The sequence below is a fragment of the Nonomuraea sp. NPDC047529 genome (assembly GCF_040642995.1).
Taxonomy (GTDB): domain Bacteria; phylum Actinomycetota; class Actinomycetes; order Streptosporangiales; family Streptosporangiaceae; genus Nonomuraea.
This window is the reverse complement of sequence record NZ_JBEYTJ010000020.1, coordinates 62,975-81,793: the sequence shown is the minus strand read 5'-3', so window position 1 is coordinate 81,793 and position 18,819 is coordinate 62,975. Positions and strand designations below refer to the sequence as shown.

The following is an 18,819-nucleotide window of genomic DNA, read 5'->3' as shown; positions in this document are numbered from 1 at the left end:
TGGCCTACATATCGGGATTGTTTGGGGCCATTTACGGAGAGGAGCTGCACGATGCGGGAAGCCGAGCACATCTGGATGGACGGCGAGCTGGTGCCCTGGGGTGAGGCCCGTGTGCACGTCCTGACGCACGCCCTGCACTACGGCACCGCCGTGCTGGAGGGCACCAGGGCCTTCGACACGCCCGACGGCCCGGCGGTGTTCCGGCTCGACGAGCATCTGCGGCGGCTGGCGCGCAGCGCGCGGATCATCGGGATGCCGCTGCCGTACACGCTGGACGAACTGCGCGCGGCCACGCTGGCCACGGTCGCGGCCAACGGCCAGTCCTCGTGCTACATCCGCCACCTGGCGCACCGCGGTTACGGCGAGATGGGCGTGGCGGCGCGCGGTTGCCCGACGGTCGTGTCGATCGCGTCCTGGGAGTGGGGCGCGCTGCTCGACGCGGGCGTGCGGTTGATGACCAGTTCGTGGCAGCGCAACGACCACCGGGTGACGCCGACCGCGGCCAAGGCCACCGGCCCCTACCTGAACTCGGTGATGGCCAAGGCCGAGGCCCTGCAGGCGGGCTTCGACGAGGCGGTGCTGCTGAACGCGGCCGGCAACGTCAGCGAGTGCACGGGCGCCAACGTCTTCGTCGTGCGCGACGGCGTCCTGACCACGCCTCCGCCGCACGCCGGCGCGCTGGAGGGCATCACGCAGGACACCGTCGCCCGGCTGGCCGCCGACCTGGGGCTCACGGTCACCAGGCAGGACCTGCTGCGCACCGACCTGTACACGGCCGACGAGATCTTCGTCTGCGGCACGGCGGCCGGGGTCGTGCACGTCAGCGCGGTCGACCACTGCGAGTTCGGCGGCCCCGGGCCGGTCACCGGCAAGCTGGCCGACGCCTACGAGGCCGCCGTGCACGGCCGCGACGACCGCTACCGCCACTGGCTCACCCCCGTGCGCGGCTGAGGCACCGGGTGCTTCCCCGCCCGTGAGAAGGTAGGGGAACCGGTGGCGCCGGACCACGACGTGCTCTAGCGTGCCACGGACGTCATCGATCGCTGGAGGTCGTCGGGGTGAGGCGTTCGCTCGTGGCGCTGGCCGTTCTGGCCGGTTCCGTACTGCTCGGCCTGCAGGGCACGGCCACGGCCGCCGAGGCGGCCCGTGACGCGGGCAGTGCGGCGGGCAGGGAGGCGGGCAGGGTGGCGCTCATCGGCGTCCCCGGCCTCCACTGGGACGACGTCACCCAGGCCGACGCCCCCAACCTGTGGGAGCTGACGCGCGGCAGCGCGATCGGCTCGCTGTCGGTGCGCACGGTCAGCAACATCACCTGCCCCTACGACGGCTGGCTCACGGTGTCGGCCGGCACCAGGTCGGCCGCCGGCTACTCCTGCGGCGCGCCGCCGGCCCCCGAGACCCGGGGCGCGGGCGCGGTCATCCCCGACTACCGCTACCTCATCGACGTGGCCGGGCAGCGCAACGCCGGCACCCTGGGCGAGGCGCTGAAGGCGGCGGGCCGGTGCTCGATCGCGATCGGCCCCGGCGCCGCGCTCGCGCTGGCCGACCGGCAGGGCGAGGTGCAGCGCTACCGCACCTCCCCGCTCCAGGTCAGCACGGCCGACCTGGAGCAGTGCCCGATGACCGCCATGGACGTCGACGACCTCGTCCACCCCTACCTGACCAGCGGCAAGCTGCCCAAGGTGCCCGAGCAGCTCGGCCCCAAGGAGCGCCGCGACGCGCTGCGGCTGGCCGACGCCAAGGCCGGCGCGCTGCTGTCGATCCTGCCTGCCGGCACCACGGTGCTGCTCGCGGGCCTGTCCGACCACGGTTCCGTGCCCCACCTGCGGGTGGCCGCGCTGCGCGAGCCGGGGGCGCAGGGGCACCTGCTGGGCGCGGCCTCGACCCGCCGCGCCGACATCTCGATCCTGCCCGACCTGACCGCGACCGTGCTGGCCCGGCTCGGCGTCCCGGCGCCGGCCACGGTCGTCGGCGTGCCGCTGCAGGTGGGCGAGGCCGGCGCGACGGTCGACCGGCTGAGCCGGGCCGACTCGACCGCGCAGGCCATCCGGTCGATCAAGGGCGTGTACTTCACCGTCGTGGCGGTGCTGCAGGTGCTGTTCTACGTGATCGCGTTCCTGCTGCTGCGCCGGCGCAAGGGGCTGTCGCCGGTGCGCCTGGCCGCGGTGGCGCTGGCCGCGCTGCCCGTCTCCAGCTATCTGGTCAACCTGCTGCCCTGGTCGAGCCTGCCGCAGCTGATCGCCGGGGTGCTCGGCTGGGTCGTCGTGGTCACGGCGCTGGCCTTCGGCGGGCCCTGGCGGCGCCGTCCGCTCGGGCCGCTCGCCGTGGTGGCCGGCCTCACCGCGCTCACGCTCGCCGGTGACCTTCTGACCGGCACGACGTTGCAGCTCAACAGCGTCATGGGCTACAGCGCCGAGGTGGGGGCCCGCTACTACGGCCTGGGCAACATCCCGTTCGCGCTGCTGGCCACCGGCACGCTGCTGGCCACCACCGTGATCGCCCACCGGTGGCCGGGGCGGCCAGGGGTGGCCGCGATCGTGGTGCTCGGGGCGTTCGCGATGGTGCTGGGCGGCTCCGGCATGGGCAGCGACTTCGGCGGGGTGATCGCGTTCGTGCCGGGTATCGCGGTGACCGCGCTGCTGGTGGCCGGTAAGCGGGTGTCGATCGTGAAGCTGGGGGCGTTCTGCGTGGCCGGGGCGGTGATCGTGATGACGTTCGCCGTGCTCAACTACCTGCGTCCGCCCGACGAGCAGACGCACCTGGGCCGGTTCGTGGGTCAGGTGATCAGCGGCGAGGCGTTCGAGGTGATCTTCCGCAAGCTCCAGGCCATGCTGGCCACGCTGCTCAGCCCCAACCTCATGCCCATCGTGATCGCGGCCGTGGCCTTCCTCGTCTACGCGATCATGCGGCCCGAGCAGGCCAGCGCGGGCGTGGTGCCGGCGGCGTTCCGCCACTCCCCCGCCCTGCGCGCCGGTCTGATCGGCACGCTGGTCAGCGGGGTGATCGGGATGCTGGTCAACGACTCGGGGGCCGCGGTGTTGTCGATGGCGCTGGCGCTGGCCGTGCCGCTGCTGCTCGCGGCGGGCATCGGCGCGCTCGGCCGCGAACAGCCGGCGGAGGCGCCCGCCGCCGCCCATCTGGCCCGTGCGGCCGACTAGGTCAGCGCGCCCCGGCCGGGCGCCGGGTCAGCGTCCGGCCTGCGGGTGACGCCGCAGCACCACGAGGACGACCAGTGCCGCGGGGACGGCCAGCGCGAAACCGGTGACCATGCCGACGCCGAGCCCGGCGGCCTCCTGGAGCCAGCCCAGAGCCGCGTACAGCGCTCCCGCCGCCGCGGCGGACACCCCGAGAACCATCCCCGCGGCGCTCGCCGGCTCGCCGGGCGCCAGGTCCTGCGCGATGACGACGGTGACGGGGCTGCCGACGTACAGGAGGGCTCCGGCGAGCGCGGCGGCGAGGAAGTAGGGGACGCCGCCCGGTTCGAGCGTGACGATCGCGATCAACGGCACCGGCGCGGCGGCGAGCGAGCCGATCAGCACGCGGCGACGGCCGACCCGCGGCGCGAGCACACCACCGAGCAGCGCGCCGAGCCCCGCGGCCAGCGAGAACACGGCGAGCGTCCAGCCGAGCAGCCCGGCGTCGGCCGCCACGCCGTGCTCGCGGACCAGCCAGAGGGGCATCGAGCTGGTGAAGGTCACGAAGGCCAGGCTCGCCAGGGTCGCGGCCAGGGTGAGCCCGCCGATGGGACCGCGCAGCAGCCGGAACCGGAAGAGCGTCCGCAGGGGACGGCGGCCGTGCGGCTCCCAGTCGGGCAGCAGCAGGAAGACCAGGACGGCGAACAGCACGCCGGGAACCATCAGCCACGGCGTGACCTCGACCCCGAACGCCGAGACCGCGGAGAGGATCAGCACCGGCCCGAGGGCGAACCCGGCCATCCCGCCGGCGGTGAACAACCCCACGCCCAGCGTGCGATTCGGCACGGTGGGGCCACCGGCCACCGCCGTGCCCACGGGGTGCAGCGCCGCCGCCCCCATGCCGCCGATGACCAGCAGGGCGAAGACCGCCGTCAGCGCGGGCGCGACGCCGATCAGGCTGAGGAACAGCGAGGCCATGAGCACGCCCGTCGCCCCGACCACGCGCAGGCTGCGGTCCTCGGCCATCGCGCCGAAGAACGGCTGGGTGACCGACGACGAGATCGAGTAGACGGCGACGAGCACGGCCAGCAGGGCCGGTCCCAGCCCGAACCGCGCCTGCAACGTCGGCAGCAGGGCCCCGAGCATCGCGGTGATGGCGTCGTTGACGAAATGCACGCCGGCGAGGAAGACGGCGAGCGAGGTCCCGCCGAGGACGCCGGGCTTGCGGATCACGTGTGGCATGTCGGACTCCTTCGGTCGTGCCGGTAATACCATAGGGGGGTATGGTGTTATTCCGCACATCGGACCGTCCGGAGAAAAGGCCGATCGCCAGGGGTGGCGACACGGGGGCGGGGTATGGTGACGCTCAACCCGGGCACGCTTCGAGCTGGGCGCGCTCAAGCCGAGCACGCCCGAAACCGGACACGCTTAGGGCCCCGTCGAGGTCGGCGCTCGGCGGGGCGGTGTCAGGTGGTGGCGGTGCCTAGTCCGTCCAGGCGTCGGCCAGCAGTTGCCGGGTGTCGTGCAGGAGCTGGGGCAGCACCTTCGTCTGGGCCACCACGGGCATGAAGTTCGTGTCGCCGCCCCACCTCGGCACGACGTGCTGGTGCAGGTGGGCGGCGATACCGGCGCCCGCGACGTGGCCCAGGTTCATGCCCACGTTGAAGCCCTGCGCGCCGCTGGCCCTGCGCAGCGCGCGCAGCGACCGCTGGGTGAACTCGCCCAGCTCCACCACCTCGGCCGGGGTCAGCTCGTCGTAGTCGGACACGTGCCGGAAGGGCACGACCATCAGGTGGCCGGAGTTGTACGGGTAGAGGTTGAGCACGGCGTAGACGACCTCTCCCCTGGCCACGATCAGGCCGTCCTCGTCGCTCATCCGAGGGATCTCGTCGAACGGGCAGCCGTCGCCGGGCCCGGTGCCCGTCGGCTTGTTCTCGCCCTTGATGTAGGCCATGCGATGCGGGGTCCACAGCCGCTGGAAATTGTCGGGCGCCCCGGCTCCTGCCTGATCGTGCATACCAAGCAGCATAGGACCCCGGGCAACGGGCCGCTCTCCCGGCGCGACCCCGGCCTCGCACGGCGCTCCCTGCTTGTACAGCCGCCCCGGCCCCGAACTGCACGGCGATCCCGGGTGTCCACGGCGGCCCTAGGGTGGGGACATGGCACAGCGACTCGAACCCATGCCCACCGACTGGCGGCGCGCCCTGGCCGTCGTGGCCCACCCCGACGACCTGGAGTACGGCTGCGCCTCCGCCGTCGCCACCTGGACCGACGCCGGACGCGAGGTCTCCTACCTGATGGCCACCCGCGGCGAGGCGGGCATCGACACCCTCGACCCCGCCGCGTGCGGGCCGGTGCGCGAGCGCGAGGAGCGGGCCAGCGCCGCCGTGGTCGGGGTGTCCGGTGTGGAGTTCCTCGACCACGCCGACGGGGTCGTCGAGTACGGCACGGCGCTCAGGCGGGACATCGCCGCCGCGATCCGCAGGCATCGCCCCGAGCTGGTGATCACCCTCAATCCCGACGACACGTGGGGCGGCACGTACTGGAACACGCCGGACCATCGGGCGGTGGGCCGGGCCGTGCTGGACGCCGCCGGAGACGCCGGAAATCGCTGGATATTTCCTGACACCGACGCCGCCCCCTGGAACGGCGTCCGCTGGGTCGCCGTCGCCGGCTCCAACTCCCCCACCCACGCCGTGGACGTCACCGACGGGCTGGAGCGGGGCGTGCGGTCGCTGCTGGAGCACCGCGCCTACATCGAGGCCCTGACCGACCAGGACCCGGAGGTCTACGCCCGCGAGCTGATCGAGGGCGCCGCGCGGGAGGCCGCCGAACTCTTCGACGGCCGCCCGGCGGTCACGTTCCGCCTGTTCCCCCGCTAGCGGCCAGGGGCACCCCGGCGGCGCATCGGGAGGCGACCCGGTGCCCGCCCGGGGCGACCCGGCGGGAGCCTGAGCCGCCCGGAGAACGGCTCAGGCCCGGCGGATCAGACCTGGACGCGCTGCTCCACGGCGTTGACGATCTCGGCGATGGCCTCCTCGACGGGCACGCCGTTCTTCTGCTCGCCGTTGCGGTAACGGAAGGACACCGCGCCGTTGGCGATGTCGTCGTCACCGGCCAGCAGCATGTACGGGACCTTCGCCTTCTGCGCGTTGCGGATCTTCTTCTGCATGCGGTCGTCGGCCGCGTCGACCTCGACCCTGATGCCCCGCGCGCGCAGCTGCTTGGCGACGTCCTGGAGGTAGGGCACGTGGGCGTCGGCGATCGGGATGCCGACCACCTGCACCGGCGCCAGCCACGCGGGGAACGCCCCGGCGTAGTGCTCGACCAGGACGCCGAAGAACCGCTCGACCGAGCCGAACAGCGCCCGGTGGATCATGACCGGCTGCTGCCGGGAGCCGTCGGCCGCCTGGTACTGCAGGTCGAACAGCTCGGGCAGGTTGAAGTCGAGCTGGATGGTGGACATCTGCCAGGTGCGGCCGATGGCGTCGCGCACCTGGACGGAGATCTTCGGCCCGTAGAAGGCCGCGCCGCCCGGGTCCATCACCAGGTGGAGGTTCTCCGCCTCGGCCACCTCGCGCAGCGTCGCGGTGGCCTCCTCCCACGCCTCGTCGGAGCCGACGTACTTCTCCGGGTCCTTGGTGGACAGCTCCAGGTAGAAGTCCTCCAGGCCGTAGTCGCGCAGCAGTTCGAGCACGAAGCGCAGCAGCGAGGTCAGCTCGTCGCGCATCTGCTCGCGGCTGCAGTAGATGTGCGCGTCGTCCTGGGTCAGGCCGCGCACCCGGGTCAGGCCGTGGACCACGCCGGACTTCTCGTAGCGGTAGACCGTGCCGAACTCGAACAGCCGCAGCGGCAGCTCGCGGTAGGACCGCCCGCGCGCCCTGAAGATCAGGTTGTGCATCGGGCAGTTCATCGGCTTGAGGTAGTAGCGGGCACCCTCCAGCTCCATGGGCGGGAACATCCCGTCCTTGTACCAGTCGAGGTGGCCCGAGACCTGGTAGAGGTTCTCCTTGGTGATGTGCGGGGTGTTGACGAACTCGTAGCCGGCCTCCTCGTGCCTGCGCCGCGAGTAGTCCTCCATCACCTTGCGGATCACGCCGCCCTTGGGGTGGAAGACCGCCAGGCCCGAGCCCAGCTCGTCGGGGAAGGAGAACAGGTCGAGCTCGGCGCCCAGCCTGCGGTGGTCGCGCCGCTCGGCCTCCTCCAGCATGCGCAGGTATTCGTCCTGCTTGTCGCGGGACTCCCAGGCGGTGCCGTAGATGCGCTGGAGCTGCGGGTTCTTCTCGCTGCCGCGCCAGTAGGCGCCGCCGGAGCGCATGAGCTTGAACGCCGGGATCGACCGGGTGGAGGGCACGTGCGGCCCGCGGCACAGGTCCTTCCAGCACAGCTCGCCGCTCTTGGGGTCGAGGTTGTCGTAGATCGTGAGCTGCCCGGCCCCGACCTCGACGCTCTCCTCGTCGGCCGCGCCGCCCTTGAGCCCGATCAGCTCCAGCTTGTACGGCTCGGCGGCCAGCTCCTCGCGCGCCTCGTCGTCGCTGACGGCCCGGCGGGAGAACAGCTGCCCCTGCTTGACGATCTCCCGCATGCGCTTCTCGACGCGCTTGAGGTCGTCGGGGTTGAACGCCTGCTTGACGTCGAAGTCGTAGTAGAAGCCGTTCTCCACGGGCGGGCCGATGCCCAGCTTGGCCTCGGGGAACAGCTCCTGCACCGCCTGGGCCATGACGTGGGCGGTGGAGTGTCGGACGATGGCCCTGCCGTCCTCGCTGGAGACCTCGATCGGCTCGACGACGTCGTCCTGGGCCAGCGGGTGGGCCAGGTCGCGCGGCTCGCCGTTGACCCGGGCCGCGATGACCGTGCGGCCGTCGGCCTCCAGCGCCTCACCGGCCGTCGTGCCGGCCGCGACCACACGCTCGGCTCCGGCGAGGGTGATGCGTAGCTCGGCTGACACGGTGTCTCCCTTGGATCGCGCTCGATGCCCGGCACCGAGGCTGGTTCGATGGTGAACACCGATGCTATCGCGGGTGAAACCCCAGCCTTGTCAGGTCCTGGCGGCTGCCGTGGAAGACGTTCCGGTCGAGCGGGCTGCCGACATATTGGTGAATCGTCCAGTCGCGCCACGGCGGCGGCACGAGGGGCTCGCCGCGCGGTCGCTCCGGGGAGGCGATCCACAGCGGGTAGTCGGCCAGGCCGGCGCAGTTCCCCGCGCGGGCGAACCAGTGGAAGGTGTAGATGAAGGGCCGCAGGCCGGCGTGCCGCTCGACGTGGTGGCACCAGCGGCGCGCGTACCTGGCGACCTGCTCGGGCCGCTGCCCGTCGCCGGTCTCCAGGTCGAGCGCCACCAGGTCGCCCCTGCGCAGGCCGCCGGCCGACCTGAGCACCGCCAGGAAGTGCCGGGCGTGCTCGATCGGGTCACCCTTGGGCCGGGCGAAGTGGTAGGCGCCGCACACCAGCCAGCTCTCGCGCATGCCGGACCAGTTGCGGGCGAACCACCTGTCGGTCCAGTCGCCGCCCTCGGTGGCCTTGGCGAAGGCGAAGGAGACTCCGGCCTCGGCGTGGCCGGCCCAGTCGACGGAGCCCTGCCAGTTCGACACGTCTATGCCATGCAGCAAGCGCTTCATCTTGCCGGAGTTTATTGAGATGTCCCCCTATGAACCCTTCGACGCGCCGATGAGCAGCTCACGGGTGCGTTCCCGCTCGGCGAAGGTCGCGCCGACGAAGTCGGTCACCCCGGCCTCCCTCAGCCGCTGGAGCTGGGCGAGCACGGACTCCTCGTCGCCGACGACCGCGACGTCGCCCGGCCCGGCGGCCCCCTCGCGGTCGAGCATGGCGCGGTAGGAGGGGAGCGTGCCGTAGACGGCGAAGATCTCGTTGGCGCGCTCGACCGCGCCGGCGGGGTCGTCGGTGACGCAGACGGGCAGCGCGCAGACGATCCGCGGCGCCGGGCGGCCGGCCTCCGCGGCGGCGGCGGTGATGGTCGGGGCGACGTGCTCGGCCACCGTCCTCGGGCCGGTCATCCACAAGACCGTGCCGTCGGCCACCGTGCCGGCGAGCTTCAGCATGCGCGGGCCGAGAGCGGCGATGAGCACGGGGAAGCCCGCGCCCGGCGTAGTGAGCCGCACGTCGGCCCTGATCGTCTCGCCCGCCGATTTGACCTGCTCGCCCCGGCTCGCCGGGAGCAGCACGTCGAGGTACTCCTTCATGTGGCGGTAGGGCCGCTCGAAGCTGAGGCCGAACATGTGCTCGATGACGACCTGGTGGGACAGGCCGATGCCGAGCGCCAGCCGGCCGCCGAGCGCGGCGTTGGCCGTCATCGCCTGCTGGGCCAGGGCGGCCGGGTGTCGCGGGAAGGTGGGCACGACGGAGGTGCCGAGCTCGATGCCGGGCACCTGACTGCCGGCCACGGCCAGGGCGGTGAGGGCGTCGAGGCCGAAGATGTGGGACAGCCAGGCGGAGGCGAAGCCGTCCTCGGCCGCCTGGGCGATGTCGTCGCGGAGCGCGCCGAGCGGGTCGGGCCCTTGCCGTTCGTTCAGGAAATATCCGAAACGCATGGAAACAGAACTCCATTCTGGAGGCGGACGCGCCTGTATCTTCCCACGCCGCCCGGTGCGCTCACCCGTACGAAGGGGACGGATTTGTAAAGTGGCCTCATGACGCACGATCGCGCAGGACAGCCCGCCCAGCCCGCCGACCTGGTCGACGTCGCCCGGCTGGTGACCTCCTACTACGCCCTGCATCCCGACCCCGCCGAGGTGGCGCAGCGGGTGGCGTTCGGCACGTCGGGCCATCGCGGGTCGTCGCTGCGGACGGCCTTCAACGAGGACCACATCCTGGCCACCAGCCAGGCCATCTGCGAATACCGCGCGTCCCAGGGCACCGACGGGCCGCTGTTCCTGGGCATCGACACGCACGCGCTGTCCGAGCCCGCCCGCGTGTCGGCGCTGGAGGTGTTCGCCGCCAACGACGTCGAGGTGCTGATCGACGCGCGCGACGGCTACACGCCGACGCCCGCCGTCTCGCACGCCGTCCTGCGGCACAACCGGGGCCGCACGTCGGGGCTCGCCGACGGCGTGGTGGTGACGCCGTCGCACAACCCGCCCTCCGACGGCGGCTTCAAGTACAACCCCCCGCACGGCGGGCCCGCCGACACCGACGCCACCTCCTGGATCCAGGACCGCGCCAACCAGCTGCTCGCCGACGGCATGAAGGGCGTGTCCCGGATCTCCTACGCCAAGGCCCTCGACGCGGCCGGCCGCTACGACTTCCTCGGCACGTACGTCGACGACCTGCCGTCGGTGGTGGACCTCGACGCGATCAGATCGGCCGGGGTGCGCATCGGGGCCGACCCGCTGGGCGGGGCGAGCGTGGCCTACTGGGGCGAGATCGCCGAGCGCCACCGCCTCGACCTGACCGTGGTCAACCCGCTGGTCGACCCCACCTGGCGGTTCATGACGCTCGACTGGGACGGCAAGATCCGCATGGACTGCTCCTCGCCGTACGCGATGGCGTCCCTGATCGCCCAGCGGGACAGGTACGACATCGCCACCGGCAACGACGCCGACGCCGACCGCCACGGCGTCGTCACCCCCGACGGCCTGATGAACCCCAACCACTACCTGGCCGTCGCCATCTCCTACCTGTACGCCCACCGCGACGGCTGGCCCGCCGACGCCGGGGTCGGCAAGACGATGGTGAGCAGCGGCGTCATCGACCGGGTCGCCGCCTCGCTCGGGCGGCGCCTGTACGAAGTGCCGGTCGGTTTCAAGTGGTTCGTCCCCGGGCTGCTCGACGGCTCGCTGGGGTTCGGCGGTGAGGAGAGCGCGGGGGCCTCGTTCCTGCGGCGCGACGGCTCGCCCTGGTCCACCGACAAGGACGGCCTCATCCTGGCCCTGCTGGCCTCGGAGATCCTGGCCGTGACCGGCGAGTCGCCGAGCGCGCACTACCGCCGCCTGACCGAGCGGTTCGGCGAGCCCGCCTACGCCCGGGTCGACGCGCCCGCCACCCGCGAGGAGAAGGCGGTGCTGGCCAAGCTGTCGGCCGACCAGGTGACGGCGTCGTCGCTGGCCGGCGAGCCGATCACGGCGGTGCAGACCGCGGCCCCCGGCAACGGCGCGGCGCTGGGCGGCGTGAAGGTCTCGACCGAGAACGCCTGGTTCGCCGCCCGCCCGTCGGGCACCGAGGACGTCTACAAGATCTACGCCGAGTCCTTCAAGGGGCCCGACCACCTGGCCAAGGTGCAGGAGGAGGCCCGCTCGCTGGTCTCGGCGGCCCTGGGCTGACCCGGCCGCCTCAGCGGGGCAGCTCGCGGGCGGTGGCGGTGGGCATGCCGGTGCGCCCGAGGTCGGCGTGCCGGCCCGCCAGCACGCCCGCGCGGTAGCCCGTGCCGCTGGTCGTCGGGACCGACATGCGGATGCGCGGATAGTGGGCGGCCACCGCCACGTCCACCTCGGCCCGGCGGTCGGCCAGCACCAGCGCGGTGCCGGCCCCGGCCGCCTCGGCCTCGGTCTCGGCGCGCGACTCGGCCTCGCGCAGCAGCCGGTACACCTCGTCGGTGAACCCCAGCAGCCACGAGCGCCGGTAGGCCCGCGCGGTGGCGAGCTCGCCCGGCGGCGTCACGCGGGCCAGGCCGGAGGCCATCTGCAGCAGCAGCGACGTGGCCAGCACGTCGGCGCGTTCGAGGTCGGCGGCGAAGCCGAACACGTGCACACGCTGGCCGCCGTCGCCGCGCCCGATCAGCAGCGGGCGGCAGCGTACGGCCTGGGCGACCAGGCTGACCAGGCGGGCCTTCTCCCTGGCCCAGGGGGCGGGCAGGGTGACGATCCGGTCGCCGGGGGTCTGGCGGGTGCCGGGCGGCGGGAGGGTCTCGATGCCGTACTTGGCCATCAGGGCGGAGGCCGCCGCCAGGAAGGTGGCCCGCTCGTGCTCGTTGTCCGTGCGTTCGGCCTTGGCCAGGAGTTTCCTGACGCGTTCGAGCGTGCGCTCCCGCAACCGAGCTCCCCCTACTTGGCCAGCACCCGCCCGTCGTCGGCGATGGCCGGGAAGGCGCCGGTGTCGACGATGCCGTGCTGCTGGTACAGAGCCTCGATCAGGGCGTGTGCCTGCGGCTCCAGCTTCCACAGGGCACGATACTCGCGCGCGGTGGCCAGCGGGACGCCGATCTCCTGGGCGATGTCCAGCGAGCGCGGCACGATGCGCTTGGCGATCTGCCGGTCCCAGAACTCGCGGGCGGCCCTGATCTGGGCGGCGCGCTGGGCGGTGTCGACGACCTGGGGGGTGGCGTCGAACACCTCGACGTCCTCGTCGTCGTCCTCGACGAGCTCCACCAGCGCGGGCGGCAGCGCCGGGCGGGCGGGCACGGGACGGTGGTCGGCCTCGGGCTCCCACGGCACGCGCGGGTCGGCGTCGATGAGCGCGGTGGTGTTGTACAGGGCGGCGATCTGGGCCAGCAGCGCTTCCTGACGCTGCTGGTCGACGGCCAGGCCGGTGTGCTCGACGGCCTGGTCCATGGCCTTGTCGAGCCTGGCCAGCGCGGCGCGCATCTTGCGTTCGGAGCCGCCGCCGTCGCGCAGGGCCTTGGCCCGCTTGGCGGCCAGGGCGACGCGGGTGAGCCGGCGGTGGGCGTCGACCTCGGAGGCCGTACGGTCGCTGACCTCGGCCAGGCCCATGCGGACGAGCAGGCGTTCGGGGGTCAGGCGCCAGTTGATGCGGCCGGTGCCGCGGATGCGGTGGCGTTCGATGGCCATGCCGCGTTCCCAGAGCCAGGCGGCGACCAGGGGGGCGGCCAGGCGGAAGAGGGCTTCGGGGAGGCTGCGGGCGTCCATGCTGGACAGGACGGCGGTCAGGCAGGTCAGCGCCCAGACCGCGATGCCGTCGATGCCGGCGGAGAAGTTCTCCCGCATGTTGCGGCGGGCGCGGACGGCCGAGGTGATGATGGCGACCTCTATGAAGGCGAACAGCAGCAGCCGGAGCGGTCCGTCGAGGCCCAGCACGTCGCCGGAGAAGCGCCACATGCCCTGGGCGGACACGCCGGTGGCGATGGAGGCGGCGACGACGGTGAGCACGTCCTCGACGGGACGGGGGGCGACGTATCGGGCGAATAACCAGCTGCCTGCCCGCCAGGCCATCCTGAGCACCAAGAACGCCAGCACGAGCCCGGCCAGCCCCAGCAGGGCGATGACGGCGGTGGCGAACGGCTTTTCGGCGACGAAGGCTGCTATTTCCTCAAATGTCGGCATCAGTCACTATCCGCGAGGCTCAAGTCCAGCTTGTCTTGCGACGAGATCATCGCAGACTGTCGCCCCCTTGTACGCCAAACGCCACCGATTTCCCCTGTCTCCCACCGGTTGCTGTGACACACGCCGTACCGGAAGGGGGTTGTGGCTAGTCGGCGGCCTGCGCCGCGCCGCACAATGAGGTGAAAGGAGGGGATTGTGAGCGTGCGATCTCGCCGCCCCCGCGCTCTCACCGGCGGGACACCGGGCCATGGCCCGGCCGCCCCCTCCCCCGGGGCCCCTCGAAGAACGCGCCACACCCCGGCCGCGCCGAGCGACCGACGAGAGAGGCAGCCGATCAGAAGGCCGGACGGGTGGCCAGATGGACGACCGGGCGAGCGACCAGGTAGGACGTGAGGGTGAGCGGCAATTTCGTCCTTTCGGAGGGCAACAGTCGCCTGTCCGGATGGGACCATCTACCGAGGGATTTATCCCAACATAGTGTGATGTATCCCAGCAGGACGGATATCCATGTCTGACTCAGAGTTCCCCTTCGTCCAGTTCATGCGCGAGGACTTCGACCCGGTCGCCGAGCTCGGCCGCATCCGGGCCGAGCACGCCGTCTTCCCCATGAAGATCCCCGGCGACCAGACCGTGCACCTGGTCACCCGCTGGGAGGACGTGCGCGGTGTCCTCGGCGACCACGAGCGCTTCAGCAACGACTTCGCCGGCATCTCCGGCCTCGGCTCCAACCAGGAGGACCCCGGCGGCCTCGGCTTCCGCGACCCGCCCGAGCACACGCGGCTGCGCAAGTACCTGACGCCCGAGTTCACCATGCGCCGCCTGCGCCGGCTGGAGCCGCGCATCGAGGCGATGGTGGAGGAGCACCTGGACCGCATCGAGGCCAAGGGCCCGCCCGCGGACCTGGTCGAGGACTTCGCGCTGCCGATCCCGTCGCTGGTGGTGTGCGAGCTGCTCGGCGTCCCGTACGAGGAGCGCGCCGACTTCGTCAAGATCAGCAAGGACCGGTTCGACCTGTCGGCCGGACCCGAGGCGTCCCTGCAGGCGATCAACGACGCGATGGCGTACCTGGTGGACCTGGTCGCCCGCGAGCGGCGCGATCCCGGCGAGGGCCTGCTCGGCCAGCTCCTGCGCGACCACGGCGACGACCTCGACGACCGCACGCTGGCCAGCATGTCCGACGGCCTGCTCACCGGCGGCCACGACACCAGCACCAGCATGCTCGCGCTCGGCTCCCTGTGGCTCATGCGCAACCCGGAGCAGGCCGCCAAGGTGCGCGAGGTGGACGGCTACGTCAACGACGTGGTCGAGGAGCTGCTGCGCTACATGACGGTCGTGCAGGTGGCCTTCCCGCGTTTCGCCCGCGAGGACCTGGAGCTGCACGGTGTGCCGATCAAGAAGGGCGAGATGGTGCTGTGCTCGCTGACCGGCGCCAACCGCGACCCCTCACTGGGCCCGGACATGGACGAGGTGCGTCCCGGCCGCGAGACCGCCGGCTCGCACCTGGCCTTCGGGCACGGCATCCACCGCTGCATCGGCGCGCCGCTCGCCCAGATGGAGATGCGCATCGCCTTCCCCGCCCTGCTGCGCCGCTTCCCGGACCTGCACGTCTCGGGCGAGGTGCCGTTCCGGGAACTGGCCATCGTCTACGGCGTCAAGGAGCTACCCGTCGCCTGGTAGAGCGGTTACGTTCACAGTGTGAACGAGCCCGTCATCGACCTGGCCTCGATCGGCGCCGTCGTGTTCGACACCGACGGCGTGGTCACCGACACCGCTCGCGGGCACGCGGCCGCCTGGAAACACGTCTTCGACGCCTTCCTGCGCGGCCGCTCCCAGCCGTTCGACATCCGTGACGACTACCTCCGGCACGTCGACGGCCGGCCGCGGCTCGACGGCGTCCGCACCTTCCTCGCCTCCCGTGGCCTCGACGTGCCCGAAGGCGATCCCGGCGACGAGCCCGGCGCGCCCACCGTGCACGGGCTCGGCCTGGCCAAGGACCAGATCTTCATCGCGCAGGTGGACAAGTACGGCGTGGCCGCCTTCCCCGCCACCGTGGCGCTGCTGCACGAGCTGCGCCGCAGGGGCGCCCGCACGGCCGCCGTCTCGGCCAGCCTGCACGGCCGCAGGCTGGTGACCGCCGCGGGCGTGGCGCACCTGTTCGACCTGGTCGTGGACGGCGGCGACGCGGCCCTGATGAACCTGCCGGGCAAGCCGCACCCCGCCCTGTTCCTGGAGGCCGTGCGCCGCCTGGCGCTGCCCGCCGCCAGGGCCGCCGTGGTGGACGCGGCGCTGCCGGGCGTCGAGGCGGGCGCCAAGGGCGGCTTCGGGCTGGTGGTCGCGGTCACCCGGGACGGTCCCGGCGACGCCGCCGCGCTCACCGGGCACGGCGCCCACGTCGTGGTGCCCGAGCTGGGCGAGCTGGGCGTGCGCGGCAGGGTCCTACCCTTGAGGGCGTGACGGTTCTGATCGATCCCCCCAACTGGCCGGGGCCGCGCGGCCTGATGTGGTCACACCTGGTCAGCGACAGCTCGCTGGAGGAGCTGCACGCGTTCGCGGCTCGGCTCGGGGTGCCCGGCCGGGCCTTCGACCGGGACCACTACGACGTGCCGGAGACCGTGCACGCGCGGGCGGTGTCGCTGGGCGCCGAGCCGGTCGGCTCGCAGGAGCTGCTGCGCCGCCTGATCGCCGCCGGGCTGCGCCGCCGCAAGCGCCGCACGCCCTAACCCGCCGCGTCCAGGCGGGCCAGCTCGGCGTCCATGTTGGCGCGGGCGCGTTCCTCCCACAGGTCGCGGGCCCGGTCCGTACGGTAGAGCCGCGGCGCGGCCAGCAGCCTGCGCAGCACCTGCGAGCGGCCCAGCCGGAACAGGTCGTCGGGCACGTGCGCGTACTCGCGGCGGATGTCGGCGGCGTAGGCGTCGTAGCCGGGGCGGCCCAGCACGGCCAGGTCGGCGTCGCACAACACGGCCCCGTCGCGGTCGCCGGCGGCCACCGTGTCGTGGGCGGCGGTCAGGCGGACCAGCCGGGCGGTCGCGGCGACCCGGGCGGGCGGCACCCCGCAGCGTGGCAGGCGGGCCTGGGCGAGCTGGGCGCTGCGCTCCTCGTCCCAGCCGGGCCTGCCGTCGTAGACGGCGTCGTGGAACCAGGCGGCCAGGCGCACCGCGGCGGGGTCGGCGGCCTCCCCTGCCAGGTCGTCGACGGCGGCCAGCACGGCGGCCAGGTGGGCGAGGGTGTGGTAGCGGCGGTGGGGTTCGGCCCAGCGGGCGATCAGCTCGGCGCCGGCGGCCCGCGCGGCCGGCGAGCCGCCCGCCAGCGCGAGCCAGTCGGCGGCGAGCCTGGCCGACGTGCCGGAGGGCCCGGCCGGGCGGTCGTCGATCATGTCCCCACCGTACTGGCCGGGGCGGGGACGCCGGGTTTCCGGCCGGCCGTACGACGCCCGGCGGTCCCGTTTGTGTCCTTGAATACACCCGGTATTTACCCGCCTGTCCCACCGCTCTGCCTCTCCGTACGGGGACCTGATTCCCCCCGGAAAGGAGACAGCGACATGGCGACCGGTGAGTTCCAGGTGATGAAGGTCCCGGCCGAGCAGTTGAACGGCGTCCTGCACGGCCAGGTTGTCGACCCGGGCGCCCAGCCCACGAACGTCGTGAGATGCGGCGAGGGCTGGACCGTGGACGTGAGCTGGGAGGTCGGCGGCGAGTTGGTCGACTGGCTGGCGGGACGGTGGCACTTGGAGATCATCGCCGACCTGCTGGGAGGTGGTGAGACCCGCCACCCCACGCCTCCTGTGGAGATGACGTTCACCCCTGGATCGGGACGGTACACCGCGTCCGTCCCGATGCGCGGCCAGCTCGGCCCCGGCACCTATGACCTGGTGGTCAACCTCACGACGACGACGGCCGCCGGCTCCGCGGGGGCGCTCGGCGGCTTCGTCGTGATCAGCAAGATATCGGTGAAGGAATGACGGCCGCCGCCCCGGGCGCCTCCCGGGGCGGCCCGGCGCCCTGCAAGCACACCGCAAGTCGCCCGCCCTACGCTCCGGGCTGGCGGTCGAACGGGGTAATGCGCGACCGCCGCCCTGTATCTCACGTCACCGGGTGCGCTCTGACCCGGTGAGGATCGACGGTCCCAGGGGGGACCACTGACGGGAGACCCCATGTCCGAAGTGGAACAAGCGCTTGCGCCAGGCGCTCCGATGACGGCTGACGACGTGCTCCGCATCGCCGCCTGCAAGGACAGGAACCCTGCTCTGGAGGCCATGGTCATCGCCCATGGCTACCACCGCGTCGCCGGGGACCTCGCCCAGCACCTGGGCCAGGACGCGACCAACTGGTACTGCTACGCCAAATGGACGTCCAAGGCGATCGCCGAGAGCCTCGACCTGACCCCCGGCTCGCCCTTCCTGACCGGTTTCGGCGACCGGCTGCACGTGCCCGCGCGCCTGCGCCGCCTGTTCCGCGCCACGTTGCTGACCCTGCTGGGCCCCAGCTACCAGCTCGGGCTGGCGCTGGCCAACCGGGCGATCTTCCTGGAGACCGCGAGCCTGGCGGCCAACCTGTGGAACGGCACGCCCGACTGCTACGTCAAGGTGAGCCCGGAGTCGGAGAACACGCCGATGCCGCCGGAGTTCCTGTCCGGGCTGCTGGAGGAGGCCGACGAGCGCTACCTGCGGGACGCGGCCCTGCTGCTGACCGAGGCGCACGCGTCCACCGACCCGGACGAGCGGGCCGAGCTGATGTTCGGGGCGAGCGTGGCGTTGTCGGCGTACGAGCAGAAGCGCGCGCAGAAGGCTCTGGAGCTGGTGCTGTACCGGCCGGTGCGGTGGCTGACGCGGGTGTCGTGGCGGTCGTTGCGCTCGCTGGTGACCCGGCGGCCCTTCCCCCGCTTCCCGCTGTTCAGCGCCCGGCACGAGGACCAGCCGTGGCTGACGCGGGTGTTGGAGGCCAAGTGGTCCTCGCTGTACACCCGCCACCTGTTCGCCGTGCGCACCCCGCTCAGCGACATCAAGGTCGGCCGGCCGCTCACCCCGCCCCCGGGCGTGGACATGGCGCTCGCCTGGCGGCCGATCCGCAACGAGAAGGTGCGCAAGCTCACCGAGGAGTTCATCCCCGACGACGTCGAGCAGGCCACGGCCGGGGTGGCCGACTGGGTGTCCTACCCCGACCGCATGCGCTTCATCGTCGGCTACTTCCGCATCTACCAGCGGGTGGGCGCGCTGTACGACCCGCCGTTCGGCCCGGAGCTGACCGCGGCCCTGGAGGCGGAGACGGCCCGCGGCACGCTGCCGGAGCCGGTGCCCGACGACGCCGGGACGCTCGCGGCCGGCCGGCTGCTCCCCGGGATGCGGCGCAAGGTCTACGCCTTCCCCGAGGAGACCGATCCCGACGCCTACGAGATGGCGCGCTTCGACTTCGAGCCCTTCCTGGAGGCGATCCCTCTTGACCGGTCAGGAAAGTAGG

17 protein-coding genes are annotated in these 18,819 nt (G+C 72.5%); 9 read left to right on the top strand and 8 right to left on the bottom strand.

Going from position 1 to position 18,819, the window contains the following annotated elements; translation table 11 throughout:
- Positions 1 to 51: 51 nt before the first annotated feature.
- Both ABZ815_RS28820 and ABZ815_RS28815 read left to right on the top strand, forming a co-directional pair.
- Positions 52 to 951 (top strand): branched-chain amino acid transaminase, encoded by a 900-nt coding sequence (locus ABZ815_RS28820; RefSeq protein ID WP_357703244.1) that lies wholly within the window; start codon positions 52 to 54, stop codon positions 949 to 951.
- 107 nt (positions 952 to 1,058) lie between these two features.
- Entirely contained in the window at positions 1,059 to 3,158 is a 2,100-nt protein-coding gene (locus ABZ815_RS28815; protein ID WP_357703242.1) for a hypothetical protein, read from the top strand.
- Between the two features lie 27 nt (positions 3,159 to 3,185).
- On the opposite strand, the gene ABZ815_RS28810 is transcribed toward ABZ815_RS28815, so the two are convergent.
- Both ABZ815_RS28810 and ABZ815_RS28805 read right to left on the bottom strand, forming a co-directional pair.
- The gene (locus ABZ815_RS28810; RefSeq protein WP_357703240.1) at positions 3,186 to 4,376 is read right to left on the bottom strand and encodes an MFS transporter; all 1,191 of its coding nucleotides are present in this window, start codon (positions 4,374 to 4,376) and stop codon (positions 3,186 to 3,188) included.
- 241 nt (positions 4,377 to 4,617) lie between these two features.
- Positions 4,618 to 5,163, bottom strand: a complete 546-nt coding sequence (locus ABZ815_RS28805; protein ID WP_357703238.1) for an HIT domain-containing protein — start codon at positions 5,161 to 5,163, stop codon at positions 4,618 to 4,620.
- Positions 5,164 to 5,293: 130 nt separating this feature from the next.
- Between ABZ815_RS28805 and ABZ815_RS28800 the strand changes: the two genes are divergently transcribed.
- Positions 5,294 to 6,016, top strand: a complete 723-nt coding sequence (locus ABZ815_RS28800) for a PIG-L deacetylase family protein (RefSeq protein WP_357703236.1) — start codon at positions 5,294 to 5,296, stop codon at positions 6,014 to 6,016.
- A 104-nt stretch (positions 6,017 to 6,120) separates the two neighbouring features.
- On the opposite strand, the gene thrS is transcribed toward ABZ815_RS28800, so the two are convergent.
- The 3 genes from thrS to ABZ815_RS28785 all read right to left on the bottom strand — a co-directional run bounded on the left by thrS (position 6,121) and on the right by ABZ815_RS28785 (position 9,682).
- Entirely contained in the window at positions 6,121 to 8,082 is a 1,962-nt protein-coding gene (gene thrS / locus ABZ815_RS28795) for a threonine--tRNA ligase (RefSeq protein ID WP_357703234.1), read from the bottom strand.
- 64 nt (positions 8,083 to 8,146) lie between these two features.
- The gene (locus ABZ815_RS28790) at positions 8,147 to 8,752 is read right to left on the bottom strand and encodes a glycoside hydrolase family 25 protein (RefSeq protein ID WP_357703232.1); all 606 of its coding nucleotides are present in this window, start codon (positions 8,750 to 8,752) and stop codon (positions 8,147 to 8,149) included.
- A 27-nt stretch (positions 8,753 to 8,779) separates the two neighbouring features.
- Positions 8,780 to 9,682, bottom strand: coding sequence for an LLM class F420-dependent oxidoreductase (locus ABZ815_RS28785; RefSeq protein ID WP_357703230.1), 903 nt, complete (start codon positions 9,680 to 9,682; stop codon positions 8,780 to 8,782).
- A gap of 99 nt (positions 9,683 to 9,781) precedes the next feature.
- Here ABZ815_RS28785 and pgm point away from each other — a divergent pair, with 99 nt between their 5' ends.
- Entirely contained in the window at positions 9,782 to 11,410 is a 1,629-nt protein-coding gene (gene pgm, locus ABZ815_RS28780) for a phosphoglucomutase (alpha-D-glucose-1,6-bisphosphate-dependent) (protein ID WP_357703228.1), read from the top strand.
- 10 nt (positions 11,411 to 11,420) lie between these two features.
- On the opposite strand, the gene ABZ815_RS28775 is transcribed toward pgm, so the two are convergent.
- Together ABZ815_RS28775 and ABZ815_RS28770 are read right to left on the bottom strand one after the other, a co-directional pair.
- Positions 11,421 to 12,119, bottom strand: coding sequence for a DUF2786 domain-containing protein (locus tag ABZ815_RS28775; RefSeq protein WP_357703227.1), 699 nt, complete (start codon positions 12,117 to 12,119; stop codon positions 11,421 to 11,423).
- A gap of 11 nt (positions 12,120 to 12,130) precedes the next feature.
- Positions 12,131 to 13,366 (bottom strand): hypothetical protein, encoded by a 1,236-nt coding sequence (locus ABZ815_RS28770; protein ID WP_357703225.1) that lies wholly within the window; start codon positions 13,364 to 13,366, stop codon positions 12,131 to 12,133.
- Between the two features lie 507 nt (positions 13,367 to 13,873).
- Here ABZ815_RS28770 and ABZ815_RS28765 point away from each other — a divergent pair.
- Genes ABZ815_RS28765 through ABZ815_RS28755 form a run of 3 tightly spaced genes read left to right on the top strand, consistent with a single transcriptional unit; the run spans position 13,874 to position 16,086 of the window.
- Positions 13,874 to 15,043: a cytochrome P450 gene (locus tag ABZ815_RS28765; RefSeq protein ID WP_357703223.1), complete on the top strand. Its 1,170-nt coding sequence runs from the start codon at positions 13,874 to 13,876 to the stop codon at positions 15,041 to 15,043.
- An 18-nt stretch (positions 15,044 to 15,061) separates the two neighbouring features.
- The gene (locus ABZ815_RS28760; RefSeq protein WP_357703221.1) at positions 15,062 to 15,820 is read left to right on the top strand and encodes an HAD family hydrolase; all 759 of its coding nucleotides are present in this window, start codon (positions 15,062 to 15,064) and stop codon (positions 15,818 to 15,820) included.
- The gene (locus ABZ815_RS28755) at positions 15,817 to 16,086 is read left to right on the top strand and encodes a DUF4031 domain-containing protein (protein WP_357703219.1); all 270 of its coding nucleotides are present in this window, start codon (positions 15,817 to 15,819) and stop codon (positions 16,084 to 16,086) included. Before ABZ815_RS28760 ends, ABZ815_RS28755 begins: the two co-directional genes overlap by 4 nt.
- Here the strand turns inward: ABZ815_RS28755 and ABZ815_RS28750 are convergent.
- Positions 16,083 to 16,739 (bottom strand): metal-dependent phosphohydrolase, encoded by a 657-nt coding sequence (locus ABZ815_RS28750; protein WP_357703217.1) that lies wholly within the window; start codon positions 16,737 to 16,739, stop codon positions 16,083 to 16,085. The two genes, ABZ815_RS28755 and ABZ815_RS28750, sit on opposite strands and share 4 nt — an antisense overlap.
- Before the next feature lie 165 nt (positions 16,740 to 16,904).
- On the opposite strand from ABZ815_RS28750, the gene ABZ815_RS28745 reads away from it, so the two are divergent.
- Both ABZ815_RS28745 and ABZ815_RS28740 read left to right on the top strand, forming a co-directional pair.
- A complete protein-coding gene (locus ABZ815_RS28745; protein ID WP_357703215.1) occupies positions 16,905 to 17,324 on the top strand; it encodes a hypothetical protein in 420 nt (139 codons plus the stop codon).
- Between the two features lie 231 nt (positions 17,325 to 17,555).
- Positions 17,556 to 18,818: a hypothetical protein gene (locus tag ABZ815_RS28740; protein WP_357703213.1), complete on the top strand. Its 1,263-nt coding sequence runs from the start codon at positions 17,556 to 17,558 to the stop codon at positions 18,816 to 18,818.
- Position 18,819: the final 1 nt, after the last annotated feature.